The organism is Leptothoe spongobia TAU-MAC 1115, from assembly GCF_018739885.1.
In the GTDB taxonomy this organism is placed as follows: domain Bacteria; phylum Cyanobacteriota; class Cyanobacteriia; order Phormidesmidales; family Phormidesmidaceae; genus Leptothoe; species Leptothoe spongobia.
Map to the genome: position 1 here is coordinate 1 of NZ_JADOES010000040.1, position 22,589 is coordinate 22,589.

The following is a 22,589-nucleotide window of genomic DNA, read 5'->3' on the forward strand; positions in this document are numbered from 1 at the left end:
CATTCGTATCACTTCATGTCTTTGCTATCTTGTCAATGCGTAAGTCCTAAATTATTAGATAAAACCGCACTAAATTCCTCGGTTAATGCATCTTAGCTATAAGAATGCTCATTTGTGACAGATTAAGGTCCAAACCCTTTTGTCAAGGGTATTTCACCAATACCAAATTGGCCACTACGTCAGGCCTTCAGCCTCTATGAGTAAATATGCTCATTGAGTTTGGGTTTGGGTCTGGTCCATATCTCTAGTGCCTATTCTTCTAATAAGCCTTTATATATGGGGCTTGATTATTTCTAGAAGTGTTTCACCTGTTACGAATGATTAATGATGAGTCCAATGGCTCGCAGCTTCTAGGGGAAAGGAGGTTCTTAATGAATCTGAGTTCTTTGGAGTCTTTCAGAAGTGTTTTTGTACTATTGGTATGAATAAGGTCTCTCCTAGTAAGCCTTTCAGGTGTAGCTAAAATTTTGGAATTATTCAACTCTGAGAAATCGATCACACAATAGGTTGAAAATTATCAAGCTCTCGATGAAGTCTGTCGGCTCGAAAAGGTAATCCTCGTTTAAACATCAATGCATTCTGTCTGTATGACCTCTAGCAAACTAGGACGGCAGGATTTAACATCAACAACATCTACCCTGAATGCCTCATTAAATTCATCCGCAGCAGTAGCCGCTAAAAAATACTGACTAGCAGGTATTCCCCAAACCGCTAGATCAATGTCTGAAGTCATCGAAAAGTACTCTAACTTGATGACTGAACCAAACACCTGAACCTTTTCAGCCCCATACTCTTCCCGCAGCAGCTTTGCCAATTTAGGAATCAATTCCCAAGCCTGCTCCCATCGAGCCTTAATTTCTGGCGTTATAGACCTCTGAGGCAGTGAAAACTGCTTCCACTCTTCCGGGCTTAGTTCTAAAGCAGTTTTAGCCATTAGGCTTATATTTCAGAAGACTGAAACCATAGTAATCGATATCTAAAGATGCTGGCTTCGGCTCCGCTACAAAATCCTAACCAGCCACGCAATGTTTCAAAATGCCAAGAATTTTACCAACATCGTTAAGAAAATATTCGGTTAGGTCAATATCTACAGTCGTACTTTGTAGTCGCAAAAACTGCCAAATACTACCCGTCGTAATCACCCCATAAACCGCTGGAATCACATTCTCCTGACGCTGATTAAATCGCTGAGCCGCTACCATCTCCGCCACACATTGCCCAAACCCCGACTTAATATTGTCGTTTTTCGCCTCCACAACCGTAACTACCGGAGCCTGAATAAATAACTGTTCCGGTGACTGACTAATCAGAAAATCGCAATAACCAGTTAACCCCTCAGCCGCATCTACATTGAATTCTCTGCCAGAAAACAGACTGATCTGCTCCGTAAACTGACGTTTTAGCTCAAATAAGATAGGCGCAATAATAAACTCAGATCGGGATTTTTCAGTGCCAATCGCCAAGGCAATGGGACTGTAATCCTGCAAAGCTTGTTTGAGAAAATCGCTGTAAGCAATAGGACTGATATCTCTAAATAGGTTTGTGCGATCCTTGATGCTTACCCCAAGGGCATTACCAACACTATCAATAGTGAACTGATTGTAGGACATGGTTGAGAGGCTGGCTTCGATTCCGCTTAGCCAGCAGCCAAGGGGAACGTTTATGCGCAGACGAGAAGGTCTACTGTTAGTTTAAGCACGGAAAAGAGTGATGGCCTAAGGTTATGTCTGCATTACCTCTATCCGACTATTTTCCGCTCGATCCATGACGCCTACACTCATCCTTAGAAACTGCACCCTGGCCGATGGCCTCGCCGACATCGCCATTGAAGACTCAACCATCATCGCCATTGAACCCAATCTAGACCTAACCGCTCCCACCGAAATCGACTGCGCAGGCAAGCTGGTCAGCCCACCCTTTGTCGAATCCCACATCCATCTAGACTCAGCCCTGACTGTTGGGCAACCGCGCCAAAACCAAAGCGGTACCCTGTTTGAAGGGATTGAAATTTGGCGCGATCGCAAACGCACCCTCACCCTTGACGACATCAAACACCGTGCCACCACTGCCCTCAAACTCATGGCCAGCCAGGGCACCCTCTTTGTCCGCACCCACGCCGATGTCAGCGAAGCCAGCCTCACCGCACTACAAGGCTTGCTCGCCGTCCGCGATGCCGTCAAAGACTGGATTACGGTCCAGGTCGTCGCCTTCCCCCAAGACGGCATTTATGGCGGTCCCAAAAACGATGACCTGATCGAAGAAGCGATCAAACAAGGAGCCGATGCTGTCGGCGGCATTCCCCACTACGAACTCACCCGCGAAGACGGTGTTCGTTCTGTTCACCGCATCTTCGAACTAGCCGAAAAATATAACCGTTTGATTGACATCCACTGCGACGAAATCGACGACGACCAATCCCGTTTTCTTGAAGTGGTCTCCGCCTGTGCGTTGCGAACGGGACTAAAAGAGAAAGTCACCGCTAGCCACACAACCGCCTTTGGCTCCTACAACGATGCCTATGCCCTCAAACTCATGGGTTTCCTAAAAAGTTCTGAGATTAACTTTATCGCCAATCCCCTGATCAACATCACCCTCCAAGGCCGCACCGACACCTATCCCAAACGCCGGGGCCTTACCCGCGTCAAAGAACTCTGGCAGGCTGGTCTCAACGTTAGTCTTGGCAACGACTGCATCCAAGACCCCTGGTATGGCCTCGGTACCGGCAACATGCTAGACGTCGCTCACATGGCCGTTCACGTCTGCCAAATGACCGGCCTTGAAGAAATTGACGCCTGCTACGACATGGCCACAACCCACGGTGCCCGCACGCTGAATATCCAAGATTCCTACGGTATAGCGTTAGGTAAACCTGCCAACCTGATTGTGTTGGACAGTGGCGATAAGTATGACGCCATCCGTCGTCGTGCCACTGTCAGTCATGTCATTTCTCGGGGACAGCTCCTGGTGGAGACCGTGACACCCCAGGTTACATGGCAGCAGGATGTGGGGTGATTTATGGTTTGCTTTACCAGCCATCCCCTTGCCCTAACCAAACGTTTATGATTGAAGGGCACCCTTCTGTGGAGACAGGTCTATGACAGCAACCACTCCCAATAAAGTTTGCTGGACAGTGGATGACCTAGAGGGTTTACCAGACACTAGCGATCGCTTTGAAATTATTAGCGGAGACCTGCATGTGACTAGAGCACCCCATTGGAAACATCAGGATGTGGCTGGTGCTATTTATGCAGAACTTTTGGCTTGGTCTAAGCAAACACAATTGGGAAAACCTGTGTTTACTCCAGGAGTGATTTTTTCTCCTACCAATGCAGTCATACCCGATCTCATTTGGGTTAGCAATGGGCGAATTGAGACCTTGATGGATGATGCAGGCCATCTAACAGGGGCACCTGAATTAGTAGTTGAGGTCCTGTCCAGGTCCCAGCAGGATAAGGATCGCGATCGCAAATCTAAACTCAAACTCTATTCAGTAGAAGGCGTCCAAGAATATTGGATCTTTGATCGTGAACAGAAAATGGTCGAGGTTTTCCGCCGTGAAAATGGTGTTTTGGTGAAGGCCCTTACTCTCTATGTTAGAGACACGTTAACGAGTCCTCTGCTGCCCGACTTCAGCTGTGGAGTAGAATCATTGTTTGTGTAGTGCGATCGCAAATAACGCCACTCTATCCATTTGCTATTTTCAGCACCACATGACTCAACTCTATGACTTACCATAAAGAAATGTTTTACCCATAGTAGTACTAATTTATTAGTACTACTATGATCGAGCTGTCTGAGCTGTCACCCCATTTGCCCCCATGCCCCAGTCCAAGACCCCTAAAACGGCCAAGACGACACGCAAGTCGAGTAGCAATGGCAAAGCCAACGGCAAGGCAAGCAGTAATGGTAAGGCAGCAAAGGCCAAACTCACCAACTTATCCGATGACCTGATCCGCATTCGTGGGGCTCGTCAGCATAATCTAAAGGACATCAATCTAGATCTGCCCCGTAACCAGATGATTGTGTTCACTGGGGTTTCGGGCTCGGGTAAGTCCTCCCTCGCCTTCGATACGATTTTTGCTGAGGGTCAGCGCCGCTATGTAGAGTCTCTTAGCGCCTATGCTCGGCAGTTTCTGGGCCAAGTGGATAAGCCCGATGTGGATTCCATCGAGGGCCTGAGCCCGGCCATTTCCATTGATCAAAAGTCCACCTCCCATAACCCTCGATCCACGGTGGGTACGGTGACTGAAATCTACGACTACCTGCGACTGCTCTATGGTCGGGCCGGTCAGCCCCACTGTCCCCAGTGCGATCGCTCCATCGCGCCCCAGGCCATTGACCAGATGCTGGACCAGGTGATGGCGCTACCGGACCGTACCCGCTTTCAGATTTTGGCTCCGGTGGTGCGGGGCAAGAAGGGGACCCATGCCAAACTGCTGTCGGGGCTAGCGGCGGAAGGGTTTGTGCGGGTACGGGTGGATGGCGAGATCCGTGAGCTGAGCGATAACATTGAGCTGGCGAAGAATAAGACCCACGACATTGAAGTGGTGGTGGATCGTCTGGTGAAAAAGGACGATATCCAGGAGCGACTGGCGGATTCGTTGGCCACCTGCCTGAAGCGGGCTGAGGGGATTGCCATTATTAATATCCTGGAAGATCGCAAGCAGGCGGATGTGGTGCCGTTGAAATCCAAGGGCAAGGGCAAAGGGAAGGCCGATCTACCCATGACGGCAGAGCCGGAAGGAGACTATGGGACTAAATTGCCGTCTGAGTTAGTCTTTTCTGAGAATTTTGCCTGTCCAGAACATGGGGCGGTGATGGATGAGCTGTCCCCCCGTCTGTTCTCGTTTAACTCGCCCTATGGTGCCTGTCCCGACTGCCATGGTTTGGGTAGCCATCGGCGGTTTAATGCAGAGCTGGTGGTGCCGGATCCGAGCTTGCCGGTGTATGCTGCGATCGCGCCCTGGTCCGATAAAGACAACACCTACTATTTCTCTCTTCTCTACAGCGTTGGTCAAGCCTACGGCTTCGAAATCCAGTCCCCCTGGTCCAGCCTCACCGACGAACAGCGCGACATTATTCTCTACGGTTCCCCCGATAAAATCTACATTGAGACCGACTCCCGCTATCGCGATAAAAAAGGCTACGAACGCAAATATGATGGCGTACTTCCCATCCTTGACCGTCAGTATCGTGAGAGCACATCCGACCTCTACAAACAAAAACTCGAAAAGTACCTGGTTGATCGAGACTGTGAGACCTGCGAAGGTGCCCGTTTACGGCCAGAATCTCTGGCCGTCAGAATGGGTCCCTACAATATTCTCGACTTCACCAGCGTTTCCATTCGCGACTGTCTCTATAACGTCGAAGATTTGATGGGAGAGAATGGTGGGGATCCTCTCCTGACCAAGAAGCAGCTGGCCATTGGAGAGCTAGTACTCAAAGAAATCAAAGCCCGTCTTACCTTCCTCTTAGATGTAGGTCTGGACTATCTCACCCTTGATCGAACTGCCATGACCCTCTCTGGAGGAGAGGCCCAGCGCATTCGGCTGGCCACTCAGATCGGTGCTGGTCTCACAGGGGTGCTGTATGTTCTGGATGAACCCAGTATTGGTCTGCACCAGCGTGATAATGAACGTCTTCTAAAAACGCTCAATCATCTGCGTAATTTGGGGAATACCCTAATTGTTGTCGAGCATGATGAGGATACTATTCGAGCAGCGGATCATCTGGTTGATATTGGTCCCAGGGCGGGGGTGCACGGCGGTAATATTGTTGTTCAAGGCGATCTTAAGGCTCTCTTAAAGAATAAAGATTCCTTGACTGGAGCCTATCTATCAGGACGTCAGGGCATCGATACGCCAGCCGAACGGCGAGCGGGGAATAAGCGTAAACTACTCATTCGTAATGCCCATCGCAACAACTTGCAGCATATCGATGTCGATATTCCCCTGGGTAAATTTGTTTGCATCACCGGTGTTTCCGGCTCCGGCAAATCCACCCTAATTAACGAGCTGCTTTATCCTGCTCTCCAACACAACTTTGGCAGTAAAATTCCTGAGCCCAATGAGATGGATCCGATTAAGGGGCTTCAGGCTCTGGATAAGGCCATCGTTATCGATCAATCTCCCATTGGTCGTACCCCCCGTTCAAATCCAGCGACCTATACAGGCGTCTTTGATGTTGTTCGTGATCTGTTCTCTGAGACGATCGAGGCCAAGGCCCGAGGTTATAAGCGAGGGCAGTTCTCTTTTAATGTGAAAGGTGGTCGCTGTGAAGCCTGCGGTGGTCAGGGGGTGAATGTGATTGCCATGAACTTTTTGCCCGATGTCTATGTGCAGTGTGAGGTGTGCAAAGGGGCGCGCTACAACCGTGAGACTTTGCAGGTGAAGTACAAGGGTAAGACGATCTCAGACGTACTCAACATGACGGCGGAAGAGGCCTTGCACTTCTTTGAGAATATCCACAAGGCAGCTACAAGATTGCAAACCATGGTGGATGTGGGATTGGGCTATATTCGTCTAGGGCAGACGGCTCCTACTCTTTCTGGTGGTGAGGCCCAGCGAATGAAGTTGGCATCTGAGCTGGCCCGTCGGTCTACGGGTAAAACCATGTACCTGATTGATGAGCCGACAACGGGGCTATCGTTTTACGATGTGCACAAGCTGCTGGACGTGGTGCAGCGTCTGGTGGACAAGGGAAATTCGGTGGTGATGATCGAGCACAACCTGGATGTGATCCGTTGCTGTGACTGGATTATTGATCTGGGGCCTGAGGGCGGTGATCGCGGTGGAGAGATTATTGCTGAGGGGACCCCAGAAGATGTTGCTCAGGTGGAGAATTCTTACACTGGGCATTATCTGAAACATGTGTTGGAGCAACATCCTCCCAAAGGCTAGGCGTATTATGGTACCTGGCGAAATCTCGGATTTCTTCAATCATCGGAAGAGCGACCACTGCCAATGCATTTGGAGCGAAATCTCGGGTTTCTTCAATCATTGGAAGATCGATCGCCAATGTATTTGGAGAAGAAACCCGAGATTTAAGGCTTAAAATCGAGCTATTGTTGTCTCAAAGCCGGGGAGAATGTCTTCACCGGTAAGAGTTTTTGGTAGTGAGTAGATAACTTTTGTCTGATTAGGACGATAAATCTCGACTTGCTGATCCTGTGGATTAAATAACCAGCCTAGTCGTACGCCACTTTCTAGGTATTCTTGCATCTTCTCTTGTAACGTTTGCAAGGTATCGGTTCGCGATCTTAATTCCATGACAAAATCAGGCGCAATGGGCGGAAACTTAGCACGTTCTTCAGCTGTTAATGCGTCCCAACGAGAGCGTTCTATCCACGCTACGTCTGGAGAGCGGTCGCCGCCGCCAGGAAGTTTGAAAATAGTTGATGGGCTAAATACTTTGCCTAAACCAGTCTGACGATTCCAAATGCCTAAATCTAGACCTAACTCAAATTCGCGATTGCCGCTTTCCCCACCAACTGGAGACATAACAATTAAAATTCCTTTTGCTGTGCGCTCCAAACACATCTCTGGATTATCAATGCAGAGCTGGTAGAACTGTTCATCCGTTAGATGAACCTGACTGATATCTAGGGTTAGAGGGACCATGGGATCAACTCCTAAATCAGTTCGCTTAGATTGCTGTAGCCTTAATCATAGCTTGGCAGTTACCGGGCTTCTTGCCTAAATCTCGGGTTTCTTTGTCAGGTATAGGTGCAGTTGTCCGAGGTGTTTAAGAAACCCGAGATTTAATGCTTAAACGACTGACTCGGTGGAGGTTTCGCTATCAGTAGGAATCTGACCTTCGAGTTCGCCAATGGCGGCATTGATGGCGGCTAGATGTACCTGCATGCGATCGCGACTCGCTTTCAGCCATTCCAGCCTCATTTTTTGGCAATTGGCATAGAAACTGGCATAGTCATTGCTGGTGCACTTACCAGACGCAGAAGGGGTGCAGAAAGGAAAAAACATGATTGCGGGCTAAAGAGGTACCCCTATAAGCTAACAACTTTCTAAAAAATGTGTGAGGGTGGGACGCTACTGAATCAGATGCTTGCTGTGCATACACTTGAGAGCAATGAGCCCTGGTGCGGCGTCAAAGCTAAAAATTAGAGTTGAGACGGTGAGTGGTGAGTAGTGAGTGGTGTGTCGGGGCCCGAACACTAGCGCAGTTGGTTGTTCGCTCCTCACTGCTGCGATCATAGGCATGGATAATCTGCCGTATCTCGTTTCATGCGGTATCAGATTCCTGGCTCGACAGGGTTAGGAATCTGAACTGTATCATGCAGTTTTGCATGGAATAGTATGGTTATCGTTGTCTTACTAAGTTCTTGATCTTTGGTTGCTATTATTTGAGCGTGCAAAGTGACTTGAGAGGAGGGCATCATGGTTAGAAAGGGCTGGCTTGGATTTGGAATATTGAGCCTGGCAGCTGTAGGTTTAACAGCTTGCTTAGGGGAAAAAGTTCCTGAGGTTGAGCTAGAGTCAGTTCCTAAATCAGAATTAAAAGTTAGCTTGCAAGAAGCGTTAGAGATTGCAGAAGCAACCGCTAATGGTAAGAAAGCCTACAGTATAGAGCGTGAAACTGAAGAAGGGCAGCCGGTGATTGAAGTGGGGATTGATGGCCATGAAATCTTTGTTCATGCAACCAATGGAGAAATTATCCTCATTGAAGATCTTAGAGAAAGTGAGGATCCAGAGGATCAAGAAGAAATTGAAGAGTTCCTAGAATTACAGTCTTTGGCAACAGTTCTAATCTTGGATGCACTCAATACTGGTGAAGAGTTTGCTGGAGAGTCTGCCCATACGGTAGAGCTGGATAATGAGGATGGTAGTCTAGTATATGAAGTAGTTGTGGGACGCCAGGAAATTTATGTGGATGCAGGTACTGGTGAAGTGTTGTATGTAGAAGAGGACGGCAGTGCTGAGCAAGCTGGTAGCATCCAGGTGCCGGGTGCTGATGAGTGATTTTTAAATCAGCTGGTGATTGAGAAGGCTGAACTGCTTTTGTTGCGAGGTAGTTAATGAGTGCTAATGCTAAAGGCTACAGTTAACGCTAAGTAAAAACTTCTCTTCTCTGAAGTAGAGAAGCCTTGCAGCATATAGGGACCTCATTGTAGGTCCCTATTTTGTCATTAGTCTCTTAAAAAAATCACTGGTCTTGCTAATTTCTTGATCTTCGATCTCTATAACTATCTCCGAAGAGAGTGCTCAGCTGTTTAGTTGAAAAGCATGTAGTGAGTGACCTTCAACTTTTGTCTAAGTTTTTGGAGATAAAGTAATGACTACGATTCTTCCTGAGTTTGGTACAGCTACATTTGATCCTGATGCGGTTATTGATAATCCTTATTTTCCATTGCCGCTAGGACAAATACTAGCTTATGAAGCAGAAGACGATGGTGACGTGGTTGAGAGCAATCAGGTGATTGTCACCTCAGAGACTAGGGAGATTCTGGGGATTAAAGCAACCGTAGTCAGAGATATAGCCTGGGATGAAGGCACCCTGGTGGAAGATACCTCTGATTGGTATGCCCAGGATACTGATGGCAATGTTTGGTATCTGGGAGAGTTGGCAACAAACTATGAATATGATGATGAGGGTAACCTGATTGAAATCAATACAGATAGTTCTTGGGAAGCAGGTGTTGATGGAGCCTTGCCAGGCTATTTGATGCCAGCTGACCCCACGGTGGGCGCTCGCTACTACCAGGAGTTTTACCCAGGTGAGGCTGAAGATGAAGCAATTGTAATTAGCCTGGATGAATCTATTTCTATCGGCTTAGGGGACTTTGAACAGGTACTCCAAACTCAGGAGCTTACGGCATTAGAGCCGGAGGAGTTTGAGTATAAATATTTTGTGCCTGGGCTGGGACAAATTTTGGCAGAGGAAGGGCTTACCGAAGTAGGCGGTGAACCAGAACTAGCACCTGAACTGGTGGGAACTTCCAGACTATCAGATGCTATTTTGCCCGCTCTCACCTCTACGACATTTACCAATGGGGCTCATATTGATAATGAGTATTTCCCTTTGGACCCAGGCATTCTTTATGTATATGAGGGCCAGGAGGTAGATGACGACGATGACGATAGCGAACAACGTTTGGTTTTGGTGACCGGTGAAACAGAGGATATCTTAGGTGTGACCACCAGAGTCGTTCGGGATAGCGAGTTTGACGATGGTCTGCTGACGGAAGATAAGCTGGTTTACTATGCCCAGGATGATGGGGGTAATGTCTGGCTCATGGGTGAGTCGGTAACCGAATATGAGTATGACGAAAATGGCCAGGTCATTGATACAGAGAATGATGGTTGGTTAGCGGGTGAAGATCATACGCTACCTGGCATTGTTATGTTGGCCGATCCTGAGGAGGGGGATGCCTACTATCAGCAGTTTCAATTGGGTGAAGAAGAAGAGCAGGCGCTCGTGCTGGACGACGACTCAGAAATCGATGTTGATGGCCAGGAAATTGAGGATATTTTACGGGTTAAAGAGTTTTCCGCTTTGGAACCCGATGAATTTGACATTACCTACTATGCAGAGGATGTGGGACAGGTTGCTCAGAAAGAGTTTGAAGATAACGGAGAACTGGAGTTTGTATCTGAGCTAGTGGAGACCAAGGATTTAGGGGAGACATTACTGCCAGATTTTAGTTCGGCCACCTTTGAGCCAGGTGCTTTTGGGGATAATCCGTATGTTGCATTAACGCCTGGCTCGGTCACTAGCTATGAGTTAGATGTGGTTGATGAAGAGACCGGTGAGGTTAGTCTGGAAAATAATCAGGTCTTTGTTACCTATAACACCAAGAATATTCTGGGTGTGGATGCCCGCGTGGTGAGAGATCGAGAATATGTGGATGGTTTGCTGGTGGAAGATACCTTTGATTGGTATGCCCAGGATACCGATGGTAATGTTTGGTACATGGGGGAAGATTCCACCAGCTTTGAGTATGACGATGCAGGGAATTTAATCGAAACTAATACGGATGGTTCCTGGCAAGCGGGTGTTGATGGTGCTTTGCCAGGAATTCTAATGTATGCCGACCCTCAGGTTGGGGCGAATTACTACCAGGAATTTTTCCTTGGAGAAGCGGAGGATGAGGCTCAGGTGGTGAGTTTGGATGAGTCTATCTCCATTGGATTGGGCAGCTATGATAATGTGCTCCAAACCTTTGAATCCACGGCATTAGAGCCTGACGCCCTGGAGTTTAAGTACTATGCACCGGGTGTGGGGTTGCTGCGGATTGAGGGTCTGAATGAAGACGGGGAGCCCGAAGAGGTGACAGAATTCACCGGCATGGAGATGTTTGATCAGTTCTTCTTTGGAGAGAATAGTCGAGATAAGTTTGTTGGAAGTGACGGTAATGACTTTATTGATGGTGGCGCTGGTAATGACAAGATTGCTGGTGGTCTAGGTGACGATAAGATTTTGGGTGGTGCTGGTAATGATGTGTTGCGAGGTGATTTGAACCGGCGTAATCCTCAAAATGGTATTAACGGTGGGGATGACATTATCTATGGTGGTGCGGGTAATGACCGTATTGGTGGCAAGGGTGGAGATGATACTCTCTATGGTGATGCTGGCAATGATAGGCTGTGGGGTGATGCTGGTGATGATGTGTTGTTTGGTGGTGAGGGCAAGGATAAGCTATGGGGTGGTCGAGGCAGTGACACCTTTGTGCTGAGTATGGGTGAGGGACGAGACAAGATTATGGACTTTGAAGTGGGGACAGACTTTATTGGCTTGAATGAAGGACTATCCTTTGGTCAGCTAGAGTTCCAGGGGCGTAAGATTCTCTTTGATGATGAGGTGCTGGCTACGGTTGCTGGGGTGAATACTAGTACTCTTGGAGAGAGTAGTTTTGTGATGATGTAATTAGTTCTGGGGGCTCCATCGGAGCCCCTTTGTTAAAGATTCTGCATTGAGGTCGCTTGCTTAAAGGCTATAAAGTGGCCTGACCCGAAGTGCGGCTACCGGTTTGCGTCTCGGGTGAACCGGTAACGGTTAAAGACCTCTCCTTCGATCGTGACTTCACCATCCTCATGGAAGCCCAGACGCCGCATGCCTGCGACACGGGTTCGACTGATAGGTAATAAAGTGATCACGGAATCCACCCCAAGTTCCTCGAAGGCGTAGTTAATAAACTTCATGTAGAGGAAACGGCCAGCTCCCCAATAGGCCCTGTGCAGGACCAGGGCCACGTCCACATCGTCTCCCTCAGGCTGTAACCCACCCCAGCCAACAAAGTCGTCGTCGAGTAGGAACGCCCAAGGACCGTAGCCGTTCTCTTCCCAAATGCGTTCTTTCGCCGAAACGAAATGCTGATGCTCACGGATGCCAAAATGCCCTCGCGCGAGTGGCAGATGCCGCCGCACGTCGGGGTCATTCATAAGATCGATAATGACGTGCGGACTGACCTCGTGGAGTCGTCTAAATGAGATCCTTCTGTAATTATGAGACATCGTTGCCACAGTGTTTGATCGATATAGGTGGTTTGGTTTCGCTACCTAACGTCCGCAATCACCGGGCCGCGACGAGCGATTGCCCACTTCAAAATGCCCAGACTTCACGGCTCCGGTGCATTGCATTGTTATCCTGCGCTTTTTGCTACCTGTATTGTAGAGCTAGCCGCCATTGACAGGAGCATTAAGATGGAAAACAAATATTATTCCACCGGCACGCAAACTAAGCACACAGAATATGGAGTTTGAACAATGACGACCACGAAACAATTTGGACCAAAGGGCTGGACGCCGGAAAAACTGGGCTCCCTCGCAGGCAAAACATATGTCATCACCGGTGCCAACGCCGGTGCGGGATTTGAGGCAACGCGGGTGTTCCTGTCCAAGGGCGCAAAAGTGGTGATGATGAACCGCAACGCCGATAAGTCAACCGCCGCCATCGCGACACTGAAACAGGAATTTAGCAGTGACGCTGACGTGACTTTCGTGCGCATGGACCTGGCGGTGTTGGCTTCCGTGCGGGAAGCAGCTGCGGAGGTATTGGAGAAGGTTACCCACATTGACGCGATCATCTGCAACGCTGCCATCGCGCAGGTGGCCAACCAGGAGATCACCGTAGACGGCTTTGAAAGCCAGCTTGGTGTGAACCATTTCGGTCATTTTCTCCTGTGTGGATTGCTCTTCGATCGGGTCGAAGAATCGAGGGGACGAATCGTGGTCGTCGGCAGCAACGCGTATAAAATGGGACTGAAGAAAATTCAATTCGAGGATCTCAACTTCGATGAGAAGTACACCGCGTGGAACTCCTACGCCCAAAGCAAACTGGCGCAGATGATGTTCGCCTACGAATTGCAGCGTCGAGTCCAGGCTGCTGGCAAGAACGTTCAGGTCCAAGTCTGCCATCCCGGCGCATCAAGAACAAATTTGTTGAACGACACGGCCAGTGTCTTCAATAAGATTGTTTGGTCCATAGCCTCTCGTATTATCGCGCAATCCGCCGAGAAGGGTTCCTGGCCCGAAGTTATGTGTGCAACGGAAGAGACACTGGAGATTGAAAAGCTCTATGGCCCTACAAGAAGAGCAGAGACGGTCGGCCCCGTTGACGAGTGTCCGTTAGATAAGTGCGTCCTGGATCAGGACATGGCAGCCAAACTCTGGACGCTCTCCGAGCAGAAGACGTCTCTGAGTTGGTCGCCGTAGTTCGACTAGAAAAGAATGAATCGCAACATGATCTTTACCGAGCAGGATAGCTATGAGTTATCCAGAAAGCTTTAAATTATCTTCACTAGTTCAAATGGACTATTAAGTGGTAATTGCTACATGGGATTTTCATTGTTTTTATGTAGTCATTTGTAAGCAATCTAATCCAGGAACCTTACTGGAAGGGGGCTGTGATACTATTCGCGTAAAACATTACTCATATCGAACCGAGCAAAGTTACATCAATTGGATTAAGCGATACATTCAATTTCACGACTGGCAGTACTCCAGAAAGATGGGATGGCCAGAAGTTGAAGCCTTTCTCTCACATTGTCAGGCATTTATTAGTGGAGAATCAATCTTAGGGAGTGCAACACCTATCGCACCAACAACGTAAGGAAAGCTGCAGTTTGCCAATCCTAGTCTGCAGGCAGCTCAAGCGTAAAACAACTGCCTTGTCCAGGCCGACTTGTTACCTTAATCACACCACCATGACTGTGGGCAATACTCTGAGCAATAGCCAGACCTAACCCTGCGCCATCGCTTTTATAAGCCCGAGCCTGATCCACTTGCCAGAATCGTTCAAAAATATAGTCTAAATGATCAGGAGCAATGCCAATGCCAGTATCTTCTATACTAATGATGAGTTTAGGAGACAAATGTTTAGCCGTTACTTTAACCGTACCTCCTTCAGGGGTATAGCGTAGGGCATTGTCGATTAAATTCGTAATCAAGCGAGTAAGCTGTACCTTGTTGCCCATGGTCGGTAGCCTGGTCGCAAACTGCGCCTGTAGACGAATCTGTTTCGCATTTGCCTGAGGCTGATATAGAGTGTGCAGATGTTCTAAGACGGGGGTGAGATCAATTGACGTGTGTTCAACAACTGTTTTCTGGTCTAGCCTTGTCAGGATTAATAAATCTTCTGTGAGAGCCTTCATCTGCCTGGAGGCACTCTTAATGGCTTCAAACTTTTCTGCGTCTGAAGACCGCATGTTTTCTGGATACTTGAGGGCGACGACAGCATTGGTTTGTATCGCCATCAGCGGACTGCGCAGTTCATGGGAGGCGTCGGATGTAAACCGCTGGAGCCGTTGAAAACTGTTTTCAATGGGCTGCATGGCCTGTCGAGTCAGCCATAGACCGCCTAAACTGCTGAGAGTTAGAGCTGCGATAATGCCGCTACCAAGACCAATGTCCAGAGTACGTAGGGTATTTTTGAGATCGGCAGTAGACTCGCTGACTCGGGTATAGCCGAGAAATATATCCTTGTTAAAGTCATCAATGGCTATGGTTAAAGCTTTAGCAGGATAAGGTTTATGCTGAGTTTGTAGCTGATTTTTAGGTTCAAAGGGTAGGGTAACTACATAGTCTCCCTGACTTTCCAGGAGAGTGCCGTCTTCATCAAACCACTGTACTGCTTGAGCCTCATTAGTGATTGTTTCCAGGTCGACACTAAGTTTCCCTCCGTCCAGTTCCAGCTCCAATGCAGCCGCACGGGCCAGGGTGGCCAGTCGACTGTTGAGTTGTTGGTTGAGACTATAGGCAAACGTGGTGCGGACTGCGATCGCAAACACCCCCAACACCACAGTCAAGACCACCAGGTAAGACAACAACAGCCGAGTTTGAATTTGCTTGAACACCGCGTTAGATCCCTGTTGCCCCGTGAAACCATTATGACATCACCCATTAGTCGTCCACCATGGTATACATTGCGTAATCCTGGTTAAAACTCAAAAGCCGTTCTCACCGTAAAGAGAATAATGTCATCGTTGTCATTATTGTGGTCAGGGGCCGTAAGCCAGATAAAGCCAGGGGTAATAGAGAGATAGTCATTTAGCTGATGGGTGTAGAAAGCTTCAATGTGTAGGGATGTATCCGGGTCGCTACGACGGTCATCAATGGTAAACCCACCGGTACCCATTAGTTTTGGCTCCTGGCCGATCATAAGTCCCAACAGGTTGTCCTCCTTGCCTAAGTCTGGAAAGGCTAATGTCAGGGCGTAGTTCAAAATATAGGCGTCACCCTCATCAATCACCCTGGCGTTTGTATACCCCACCCATCCACCGACAGTGAGCCACTCGTTGGGTGCCCAGCTGCCTGCGAAACCATAGGAGTTACCAATCACAGGCTGTTCTAAATCAACTTGCGAACGGAAGCTGCCTGTATCAGTTTCCAGGCTACTATCGTTGTCGGTATACACATAGGTGAATCCTAGAAGGAGACTATCGCTGGGTTCATAACCCACTTGAACAAAGGCGCTATTATTGCCATTAAATAATCCTTCCGATGAGTTACTGGCATTCTCGGTGAAATAGCCTACTCCAATATCCAAATCGTCTGTAAGCTCATAATTTAACTGAATGCCGACATCGTCTACCAAGCTATGGATGGGGTTTTCACTGCCAAATTCAGAAATTGCTCCAGTGAGATCATCGTCTAACAGAGGATGGAAGTCATCAAGATCGTCCCCTGTCGCTGAGATAAATACCGTTCCTCGGTCTCCCATGGGAAACTCATAGGACAGTTCACTGAGCTCAACATTATCCTCAGTGTCGGTTAGAAAGCTGAGCTGGCCCTCTGCCGTAATCTCATCATTAAAGCTGAACTCTCCTGCGTTACCGGCTTCGATACCAATTTCTAGATAATCTTCTCCGGTCAATGTAGCCCCAAAGATGAGTTCGATACTTCTGTTGAACCGGGTGCCCTCATTAATATCGTTGCCAGTAGCATCACTTATTCCAAAAATTGCCTCACCTGATAACGTTACGACCGGAGAGACTTGTTTTTCCTGTAGGTCAGATACTCGATTTTCGAGTGCGTCTACCTGGGAGCCTATATTATCTTGTTCGTGTAGAAGTTCTTCTAACTCGGAGACTAATGGAAAGGGAGTGTCAGAGTCACTATTAATGAGGCTTTGAGCAATAACTGGCTGTGGTTTTAGATAATTTAAAGGTGCAGGATATTCAATTAAAAACATATATTTTCTCTTAATTCTTAGGGCTATTGAGTCGATAGCCGACACCGTAGACGGTTTCTATATATTGGTGCTGACTGCCAGCGCTTTTGAGTTTTTGGCGTAGGTTGTTGATGTGGGTGCGAATGGTGCCTTCTCCAGAGTCGCGATCGCACTCCCACAATTTGTCCAAAATCATAGATCGAGTAAACACCTGACCTGGATTTTGCATCAAATGCTCTAAAATTAAATATTCCTTAGGTGTTAGATTTAGGAAGGTCTCATTGTGTTGAATGGCATGTGTACTTGGATCTAGCTGTAGTGAACCCTGTTTTAGAACAGTCGATTGCATCTGGATCGGACGACGAGACAATGCCCGGATACGAGCGGCTAACTCATCCAATTCAAATGGCTTGACCATGTAGTCATCAGCCCCAGCATCCAACCCGATAATTTTATCGGTGGTGGTATCTTTGGCGGTTAACATTAGTACAAAGCCGCGAAATCCAGAATTGCGTAATTTTTTACATAGGCTGATGCCATCAAGGCGAGGCATCAGCAGATCGAGCAGAATCAGATCATAATCGATACTCTGGACATAGTCCCATCCGTCCATGCCATCGACAGCCACGTCTACCACATGTTGATGGTGTTTGAGATCTTCGGCTAGCGGTTTAGCAATGCGATCATCATCTTCTACCAATAAAATCCTCACCTGTCTAACCTCTTATCGGTTCATCTGCCTCTGGATCTATACCATAGCTATAAGATACTTCAAGAAGATCAAGAACTTGACAAGACATCGATTAGACTAACCGGCATCTATAATTTCAGCTATGTCAAAAACCGTGCCATCTGTGCCAATGGCCCGAATGTATATACGGTCAGGGCGAACATCGAAGGTGGTAAACCCTAGTTGAGAACGGGCGTATAATGATGCTCATGGCCGCTGAGATAGGGCTGCACTCCATACTTGCTGAAAAGAGATTGTAGCTTTTTTGCCAGTTCGGGTCGCTAGAATAGGTCAGTGATACTGTGCCCCTGCAATTCTATGAATGAGCATGAAAAGATAAACTACGTTGAATTACCTGCGAAAGATATTCCTGCAACAAAGGCGTTCTTTACCCAGGTCTTTGGTTGGTCCTTTGAAGACTTTGGGCCAGACTATACTGCATTTGCTGATCAGGGGCTGGATGGCGGCTTCTTTAAGGCTGATCTGGCATCCTCTACCAAAAGTGGTAGTGCCCTGATTGTGTTCTACAGTCATGATCTAGAAGCAACTCAGAGTAAAATCGAGCAAGCAGGCGGAGTAATTGTCAAACCGATATTTACGTTTCCTGGTGGTCGTCGATTTCACTTTATTGAGCCTAGCGGTAATGAATTGGCTGTCTGGTCAGACCTGTAGGTGACTTTGTTTGCATGGGGTGGCCTCAGTTATGTCCCGATCTAGGAGATATTCCTATTATTTATTGATTGCGCTGATGCTTCCTAGCATTTGTCTGGGACTGGGGAGCTGTCATGCGGTTGATCGACAAGTGAATGCAGAGTCTACTGCAGTTGTTGATGTGGCTCCGCCGTTGGTCAAAGCAACCCTGGAGGGAGATGCAGATGCAGTCAGCATGCTGCTTGAGCAAGGGTCCGATCCAAATGTGGTCTACCACACAAATACGGCCCTTACCTATGCCGCCCGTGATGGTTTTATAGAGATTGCCCATCTCTTGATTGAGCATGGTGCCGATGTTAATTGGGTTGATGGTGAGGGGGTAACGCCACTGATTTTGGCTGCGTTTAAAGATCATATTGAGCTGGTGCAGCTGCTTTTGCAGCAAGGGGCTGATACAACCGTTAGAGATCAATGGGACCGAACAGCTTTGGACTATGCCCTGCGGCGGGGTGAGGCCGATCCCATTGTCCAGCTCTTGAGCGACGGCGACGGGGCTGAGTATTAAGTTTCATCCCCAATGGGTTGCGTTCACAAGGGGTAGGCCAAAGGATAGTTGGGTACCATGGGCTGGCAATTGCTATGAGTCATGCAAAAGAGACTCCCTCAGGGGCATTCTTATTACACCTTTCACTGCTCTTGGGGTGGCTGGTGCCGATACCCTTTATAGATATAATGTTGCCAATTATTATTTGGCAAACTACCAAGAAACAGTCTCCTCAAATTGAACCCCATGCTCGTAATGCGATTAACTGGCTGATATCATCGACAGTCTATAGCGTTGTCTTGATGATTACGTTAGTGGGAACTGTGCTTCTCCCAGTGTTATGGGGGCTACGGCTTATATTCCCTATTATTGCCGCGATTCAAGCTAGTAAGGGTAAGGTCTGGAAGTATCCTCTAACCATTGATTTCCTCGGGGCTAGAGCGGACAAACAATTGCAAAGAGCGGCCATTGGCTTTTTGTCATTGGTTGTAATTCCCTTATCAGCTTTGCTGGGCTCTCTTGTCTGGCGACATCGTCATGTGAATTGGCTGGCCAGTCTATCGCCAGCGACGGGTACCGTTACCCAGGTCTTGGAAAAGACAGGGGATGACGGTGATACACTCTATAAACCGGTGATTAAATTTAAAGTGCCGCAACAAGAGTCCTATGAAGTGTCTTCTCTTGGCTGGTCGGACTATATAACCTATAAGAAAGGAGCCTCTGTGGAGGTTTTGTATTCTCCGTCTGACCCAGCTAATGCCATTATTGATCAATGGTTTGAGAAATGGTTTCTGATTACATTGGCTTTAGTGACGAGTGGGGTTCTGCTAAGCTTCTCAATTATCCCTAGTATTTTTTGCCTGGTCTTCTCTCGCTTTGTCTAGACTGATGGACGTGAGTTTGTTGAGGCAAAATCCGGGTTATACCTTTACCAAATTTTTGCCATCTTCAATTCAAATGCCAACATCTCAGGTTCGCAACTAACGGACTCAGGCTTATCCAAAATTTTTGGTGATTGATTAGGTCGATACATATGCACCTGATAATTCTTTCGATCAATCAACAATCCCAACTGAACTCCATTGCTAATATACTCTTCCATCTTTTCTTGTAGACTCATCACTGTATCGCTACTAGATCGTAACTCCACAACAAAATCAGGAGCAATCGGCGCAAAGGAAGCTTGTTGTTGCGGTGACAATGCATTCCAACGCTCAGATAAAATCCATGCCACATCTGGCGATCGCGTTGCACCATTAGGTAATGTAAACCCTGAACTAGAATCAAACGCCTCACCCGTTCCATCTGTTTCAGACCAAACATAAAGCTGCCCAAAAATCCTGCCATTACGGTTACCGTTATCAGCAAAAGCTGGAGGCATAACGATAATTTCTCCGTTAGCAGTCCGCTCAATCCTTAGTTCAGGATTCGTGCGACAAAACTCATAAAATTGCTGATCGCTCATCTTCGACATGATGGTGAGCGAAGATAGATCAATCAGCAACGACATCTCTACGGATTTGACCAACAGGCTAGTCATTGGCAACCTGGCTCCATCCAGGAAAGTCTGGACTTATTATAGCAATGGCTCATAATCTGGTGCCGAACCTTGGGCTCATAAGTCGTATTTCCCAGCTAAAACCAAGTAGCCAGAGCAATTAATAATTACGCGCTACTCGATAACAGAATCTCCTTCAAAATCTAAAGCTACTTTAAGCACACCTCAACCCAACTGAAATTATCAGTAACCTTGGGAGCATACCTACACAATATGGGGGAAAGCTGATGAAATGGCGTCATATTATCAGTCGTATTACAAAAGGAATTGTCTTTGCCAGTTTAGGGGTGATTGCTGTTAACACTAGCCCCTTAGCCAATGCTCAAGAGGATGCCAATGCTCAAGAAAATAATCTGCCTCCCACTGCCCGTTATGCAGCAGGCGAAGATCTTGACCTCGCCCTGATCATTGCTGAGTGGAAAGAGCGATTCCCTGATATTCCAGTCTTTGCCTGTGCCTGTAATGCTGACGCGTGCGCTCATACTGAGCGCTGGCCATTTCGCAACTATAGCCGGTATCAGTTGACCGTTGCCCTGGGGCCGTTTAATGGCACCTATACAGAAAGTTTAGGATTCAACTGTTTTGACATTCAGACAGGACAAGGCTTAGACCAAGCACCTGAGATACCTACTGATCCGCCTGAACCAGAACCACCAGTTGAACCAGAACCACCAACTGAACCCACTGGGACCCCCATGGCCTCAGTATCGGCAGATAAAGCAAGTCTAATTTTGACTTGGCCCGATAATCAGACTAATACCATTGATATTACGGGCTGGAACATAAATGTGTTGGATGCTCTAGATTGTGAGACCGTTACCCAAGTTCCCCAAAAGACATTAAACGCCCGTCGCATCATCGGTACTCCCATGGTCGATCCTCTCACCGACAATGTTGCAGTGCCTGTACTTTTAGAAGAGTGTCTGGAAACACAGCAGACGGCAGTATTTGTCGTTGATCCGCAGGGGGTAGGGGGTCATGCCCTATACCGAACTCAGGTCCCAGGAGAACGTCCGCTACCCAATGAGTTTTCGAGTTACGGACTCAGCAGCATCAGCGGTTTGCAATATTGGGACTCAACCCTACTCGTACGTCATGGCTCAGCATCAGGAGCAGAAGCATTGCTAGTGTTTCGACCGGATATTACACCAGCGGGGAAATTTGCTAGCTGCGGCTTTTTAAATACGTTAGAAGGGGCCAATCGACTCTGTCCAGCAGAGCTGGCAGAGCCATCAGAATAGTTAGTTGCCTTCAGCGCACTGACTTTGCCAACAATTTAAACGGTCGAGTTGGGAGCATTTGAGACATGCTACACGTCATACAACTCGATCTTCCCTGATTTTGTACGACAGCTACAGAAGGTCTCTGAAGGAGTCAACTAGCGAATGGCTCCCAGGGATGACTCTGCCGTTGCCCCATACAATTAGTGATCACAGTAGAGCAGGAACCAATCAACCATGTCGGCTAAACGTTATGCCATCATTGGTACAGGAGCCATTGGCGGTTACTACGGAGCACGATTACAGCAAAGTGGCTGTGACGTACATTTTCTGTTGCGTAGCGACTATGACCATGTAAAAAAGCAGGGTCTGGTGGTGGAGTCGGTTGATGGTGATATCACGCTACCCCAGGTAAATGCCTATAACAATCCAGCGGATATGCCACCGATGGATGTTGTTGTTATCGCCTTAAAAACAACTCAAAACCATTGCCTGATAGAGCTAATGCCACCACTAAAGGAGGGGGCAATAGTCCTGACATTGCAAAATGGACTGGGCATTGAAGACGAACTTGCTCAGCTAGTGCTGCCAGAACAGGTTATGGGCGGCCTGTGTTTTATCTGTTCTAACAAAGTCGGTCAGGGGCACATTCACCACTTAGACTACGGCAAAGTTCAGCTGGGTGCCTATAGCGCTAGTCATCAAAAGCGAGCGCTAACGGTAACCATGATGGAAATTGCCGATGACTTTCGGGCAGCAAAGATTCCCATTAATGTCACTGATGACCTGTTTATGGCGCGCTGGCGCAAGCTCGTATGGAATGTGCCCTATAACGGATTATCGGTGGTGCTAGATGCGACTACTAATGAACTAATGGCGGATGAAGAGGTGCGATCGCAAATCCATACCCTGATGACCGAAGTCATCACCATCGCCAACACCTGGGCCGCTACCATTGCCGATGCCGCCGTCCCACTGCGCCAAATTCCCATGACCTTCGCCACCGATATGCTGGCAGCCACCACCCGCATGAAGCCCTACCGCACCAGTATGAAAATTGACTTCGATGCCGGTCGCCCTTTAGAAGTAGAAGCGATCTTGGGGAATCCGGTAAGAGCGGCAGACAAGCTGGGCATCGCCACCCCTCAGATGAAAAAGCTTTACCACCAGGTAAAACAACTGTCATCGCCTTAGCAGGAACTACACCTTGGGCAAAGGCATCGGTTTACATAGGTTTACACTAGTAATAGCCTACGCAAT

Annotated in this window: 21 protein-coding genes; 12 read left to right on the forward strand and 9 right to left on the reverse strand. The window is 47.9% G+C overall.

Going from position 1 to position 22,589, the window contains the following annotated elements; all coding sequences use genetic code 11:
• Positions 1 to 562 precede the first annotated feature (562 nt).
• Positions 563 to 934: a nucleotidyltransferase family protein gene (locus tag IXB50_RS17305; protein ID WP_215610244.1), complete on the reverse strand. Its 372-nt coding sequence runs from the start codon at positions 932 to 934 to the stop codon at positions 563 to 565.
• A 76-nt stretch (positions 935 to 1,010) separates the two neighbouring features.
• Complete coding sequence (locus tag IXB50_RS17310; RefSeq protein ID WP_215610245.1) at positions 1,011 to 1,610, reverse strand: hypothetical protein; 600 nt, start codon at positions 1,608 to 1,610, stop codon at positions 1,011 to 1,013.
• Positions 1,611 to 1,764: 154 nt separating this feature from the next.
• Between IXB50_RS17310 and codA the strand changes: the two genes are divergently transcribed.
• From codA to uvrA, 3 genes are all read left to right on the forward strand, one after another.
• On the forward strand, positions 1,765 to 3,012 hold the full coding sequence (codA, locus tag IXB50_RS17315) for a cytosine deaminase (protein ID WP_215610246.1): 1,248 nt from the start codon (positions 1,765 to 1,767) through the stop codon (positions 3,010 to 3,012).
• An 82-nt stretch (positions 3,013 to 3,094) separates the two neighbouring features.
• Positions 3,095 to 3,661 (forward strand): Uma2 family endonuclease, encoded by a 567-nt coding sequence (locus IXB50_RS17320; RefSeq protein WP_215610247.1) that lies wholly within the window; start codon positions 3,095 to 3,097, stop codon positions 3,659 to 3,661.
• Positions 3,662 to 3,818: 157 nt separating this feature from the next.
• On the forward strand, positions 3,819 to 6,899 hold the full coding sequence (gene uvrA / locus IXB50_RS17325; RefSeq protein WP_215610248.1) for an excinuclease ABC subunit UvrA: 3,081 nt from the start codon (positions 3,819 to 3,821) through the stop codon (positions 6,897 to 6,899).
• A 150-nt stretch (positions 6,900 to 7,049) separates the two neighbouring features.
• Here the strand turns inward: uvrA and IXB50_RS17330 are convergent, their stop codons facing one another.
• The gene (locus IXB50_RS17330; protein WP_215610249.1) at positions 7,050 to 7,619 is read right to left on the reverse strand and encodes a Uma2 family endonuclease; all 570 of its coding nucleotides are present in this window, start codon (positions 7,617 to 7,619) and stop codon (positions 7,050 to 7,052) included.
• A 147-nt stretch (positions 7,620 to 7,766) separates the two neighbouring features.
• Positions 7,767 to 7,982 carry a hypothetical protein gene (locus IXB50_RS17335; RefSeq protein ID WP_215610250.1) on the reverse strand — a complete coding sequence of 72 codons (216 nt, stop codon included), beginning with the start codon at positions 7,980 to 7,982 and terminating at the stop codon, positions 7,767 to 7,769.
• 414 nt (positions 7,983 to 8,396) lie between these two features.
• Here IXB50_RS17335 and IXB50_RS17340 point away from each other — a divergent pair, with 414 nt between their 5' ends.
• Together IXB50_RS17340 and IXB50_RS17345 are read left to right on the forward strand one after the other, a co-directional pair.
• Positions 8,397 to 8,978, forward strand: a complete 582-nt coding sequence (locus IXB50_RS17340) for a PepSY domain-containing protein (RefSeq protein ID WP_215610251.1) — start codon at positions 8,397 to 8,399, stop codon at positions 8,976 to 8,978.
• Positions 8,979 to 9,291: 313 nt separating this feature from the next.
• Positions 9,292 to 11,883: a calcium-binding protein gene (locus IXB50_RS17345; RefSeq protein WP_215610252.1), complete on the forward strand. Its 2,592-nt coding sequence runs from the start codon at positions 9,292 to 9,294 to the stop codon at positions 11,881 to 11,883.
• Positions 11,884 to 11,978: 95 nt separating this feature from the next.
• Here the strand turns inward: IXB50_RS17345 and IXB50_RS17350 are convergent, their stop codons facing one another.
• Positions 11,979 to 12,470, reverse strand: coding sequence for a GNAT family N-acetyltransferase (locus IXB50_RS17350; RefSeq protein WP_281413292.1), 492 nt, complete (start codon positions 12,468 to 12,470; stop codon positions 11,979 to 11,981).
• 252 nt (positions 12,471 to 12,722) lie between these two features.
• Here IXB50_RS17350 and IXB50_RS17355 point away from each other — a divergent pair, with 252 nt between their 5' ends.
• Positions 12,723 to 13,670: an SDR family oxidoreductase gene (locus tag IXB50_RS17355; RefSeq protein ID WP_215610254.1), complete on the forward strand. Its 948-nt coding sequence runs from the start codon at positions 12,723 to 12,725 to the stop codon at positions 13,668 to 13,670.
• Positions 13,671 to 13,776: 106 nt separating this feature from the next.
• A complete protein-coding gene (locus IXB50_RS22865; protein ID WP_407658818.1) occupies positions 13,777 to 14,067 on the forward strand; it encodes a phage integrase N-terminal SAM-like domain-containing protein in 291 nt (96 codons plus the stop codon).
• A gap of 22 nt (positions 14,068 to 14,089) precedes the next feature.
• On the opposite strand, the gene IXB50_RS22660 is transcribed toward IXB50_RS22865, so the two are convergent.
• From IXB50_RS22660 to IXB50_RS17375, 3 genes are all read right to left on the reverse strand, one after another.
• Entirely contained in the window at positions 14,090 to 15,310 is a 1,221-nt protein-coding gene (locus IXB50_RS22660) for a sensor histidine kinase (protein WP_215610255.1), read from the reverse strand.
• An 83-nt stretch (positions 15,311 to 15,393) separates the two neighbouring features.
• On the reverse strand, positions 15,394 to 16,647 hold the full coding sequence (locus tag IXB50_RS17370) for an iron uptake porin (protein WP_215610256.1): 1,254 nt from the start codon (positions 16,645 to 16,647) through the stop codon (positions 15,394 to 15,396).
• A 10-nt stretch (positions 16,648 to 16,657) separates the two neighbouring features.
• Positions 16,658 to 17,338 (reverse strand): response regulator transcription factor, encoded by a 681-nt coding sequence (locus tag IXB50_RS17375; RefSeq protein ID WP_215610257.1) that lies wholly within the window; start codon positions 17,336 to 17,338, stop codon positions 16,658 to 16,660.
• A gap of 336 nt (positions 17,339 to 17,674) precedes the next feature.
• Here IXB50_RS17375 and IXB50_RS17380 point away from each other — a divergent pair, with 336 nt between their 5' ends.
• From IXB50_RS17380 to IXB50_RS17390, 3 genes are all read left to right on the forward strand, one after another.
• Positions 17,675 to 18,028, forward strand: coding sequence for a VOC family protein (locus IXB50_RS17380; protein ID WP_215610258.1), 354 nt, complete (start codon positions 17,675 to 17,677; stop codon positions 18,026 to 18,028).
• A 76-nt stretch (positions 18,029 to 18,104) separates the two neighbouring features.
• The gene (locus IXB50_RS17385; protein ID WP_215610259.1) at positions 18,105 to 18,572 is read left to right on the forward strand and encodes an ankyrin repeat domain-containing protein; all 468 of its coding nucleotides are present in this window, start codon (positions 18,105 to 18,107) and stop codon (positions 18,570 to 18,572) included.
• 74 nt (positions 18,573 to 18,646) lie between these two features.
• Complete coding sequence (locus tag IXB50_RS17390; RefSeq protein WP_215610260.1) at positions 18,647 to 19,435, forward strand: DUF4870 domain-containing protein; 789 nt, start codon at positions 18,647 to 18,649, stop codon at positions 19,433 to 19,435.
• Positions 19,436 to 19,479: 44 nt separating this feature from the next.
• On the opposite strand, the gene IXB50_RS17395 is transcribed toward IXB50_RS17390, so the two are convergent.
• Positions 19,480 to 20,091: a Uma2 family endonuclease gene (locus tag IXB50_RS17395; protein WP_215610261.1), complete on the reverse strand. Its 612-nt coding sequence runs from the start codon at positions 20,089 to 20,091 to the stop codon at positions 19,480 to 19,482.
• 245 nt (positions 20,092 to 20,336) lie between these two features.
• Between IXB50_RS17395 and IXB50_RS17400 the strand changes: the two genes are divergently transcribed.
• Positions 20,337 to 21,350, forward strand: coding sequence for a hypothetical protein (locus IXB50_RS17400; protein ID WP_215610262.1), 1,014 nt, complete (start codon positions 20,337 to 20,339; stop codon positions 21,348 to 21,350).
• Between the two features lie 216 nt (positions 21,351 to 21,566).
• The gene (locus tag IXB50_RS17405; protein WP_215610263.1) at positions 21,567 to 22,523 is read left to right on the forward strand and encodes a putative 2-dehydropantoate 2-reductase; all 957 of its coding nucleotides are present in this window, start codon (positions 21,567 to 21,569) and stop codon (positions 22,521 to 22,523) included.
• Positions 22,524 to 22,589: the final 66 nt, after the last annotated feature.

What these genes read in the sequence shown, in the direction of transcription:
- codA (WP_215610246.1), top strand. Translation starts at nt 1,765, where the DNA reads ATGACGCCTACACTCATCCTTAGAAACTGCACCCTGGCCGATGGCCTC.
- IXB50_RS17395 (WP_215610261.1), bottom strand. Translation starts at nt 20,091, where the DNA reads ATGACTAGCCTGTTGGTCAAATCCGTAGAGATGTCGTTGCTGATTGAT.
- IXB50_RS17380 (WP_215610258.1), top strand. Translation starts at nt 17,675, where the DNA reads ATGAATGAGCATGAAAAGATAAACTACGTTGAATTACCTGCGAAAGAT.
- IXB50_RS17355 (WP_215610254.1), top strand. Translation starts at nt 12,723, where the DNA reads ATGACGACCACGAAACAATTTGGACCAAAGGGCTGGACGCCGGAAAAA.
- IXB50_RS17385 (WP_215610259.1), top strand. Translation starts at nt 18,105, where the DNA reads ATGCTTCCTAGCATTTGTCTGGGACTGGGGAGCTGTCATGCGGTTGAT.
- IXB50_RS17390 (WP_215610260.1), top strand. Translation starts at nt 18,647, where the DNA reads ATGAGTCATGCAAAAGAGACTCCCTCAGGGGCATTCTTATTACACCTT.
- IXB50_RS17340 (WP_215610251.1), top strand. Translation starts at nt 8,397, where the DNA reads ATGGTTAGAAAGGGCTGGCTTGGATTTGGAATATTGAGCCTGGCAGCT.
- IXB50_RS17400 (WP_215610262.1), top strand. Translation starts at nt 20,337, where the DNA reads ATGAAATGGCGTCATATTATCAGTCGTATTACAAAAGGAATTGTCTTT.
- IXB50_RS17330 (WP_215610249.1), bottom strand. Translation starts at nt 7,619, where the DNA reads ATGGTCCCTCTAACCCTAGATATCAGTCAGGTTCATCTAACGGATGAA.
- IXB50_RS17405 (WP_215610263.1), top strand. Translation starts at nt 21,567, where the DNA reads ATGTCGGCTAAACGTTATGCCATCATTGGTACAGGAGCCATTGGCGGT.
- IXB50_RS17345 (WP_215610252.1), top strand. Translation starts at nt 9,292, where the DNA reads ATGACTACGATTCTTCCTGAGTTTGGTACAGCTACATTTGATCCTGAT.
- IXB50_RS17310 (WP_215610245.1), bottom strand. Translation starts at nt 1,610, where the DNA reads ATGTCCTACAATCAGTTCACTATTGATAGTGTTGGTAATGCCCTTGGG.
- IXB50_RS17350 (WP_281413292.1), bottom strand. Translation starts at nt 12,470, where the DNA reads ATGTCTCATAATTACAGAAGGATCTCATTTAGACGACTCCACGAGGTC.
- uvrA (WP_215610248.1), top strand. Translation starts at nt 3,819, where the DNA reads ATGCCCCAGTCCAAGACCCCTAAAACGGCCAAGACGACACGCAAGTCG.
- IXB50_RS17305 (WP_215610244.1), bottom strand. Translation starts at nt 934, where the DNA reads ATGGCTAAAACTGCTTTAGAACTAAGCCCGGAAGAGTGGAAGCAGTTT.
- IXB50_RS17370 (WP_215610256.1), bottom strand. Translation starts at nt 16,647, where the DNA reads ATGTTTTTAATTGAATATCCTGCACCTTTAAATTATCTAAAACCACAG.
- IXB50_RS17335 (WP_215610250.1), bottom strand. Translation starts at nt 7,982, where the DNA reads ATGTTTTTTCCTTTCTGCACCCCTTCTGCGTCTGGTAAGTGCACCAGC.
- IXB50_RS17320 (WP_215610247.1), top strand. Translation starts at nt 3,095, where the DNA reads ATGACAGCAACCACTCCCAATAAAGTTTGCTGGACAGTGGATGACCTA.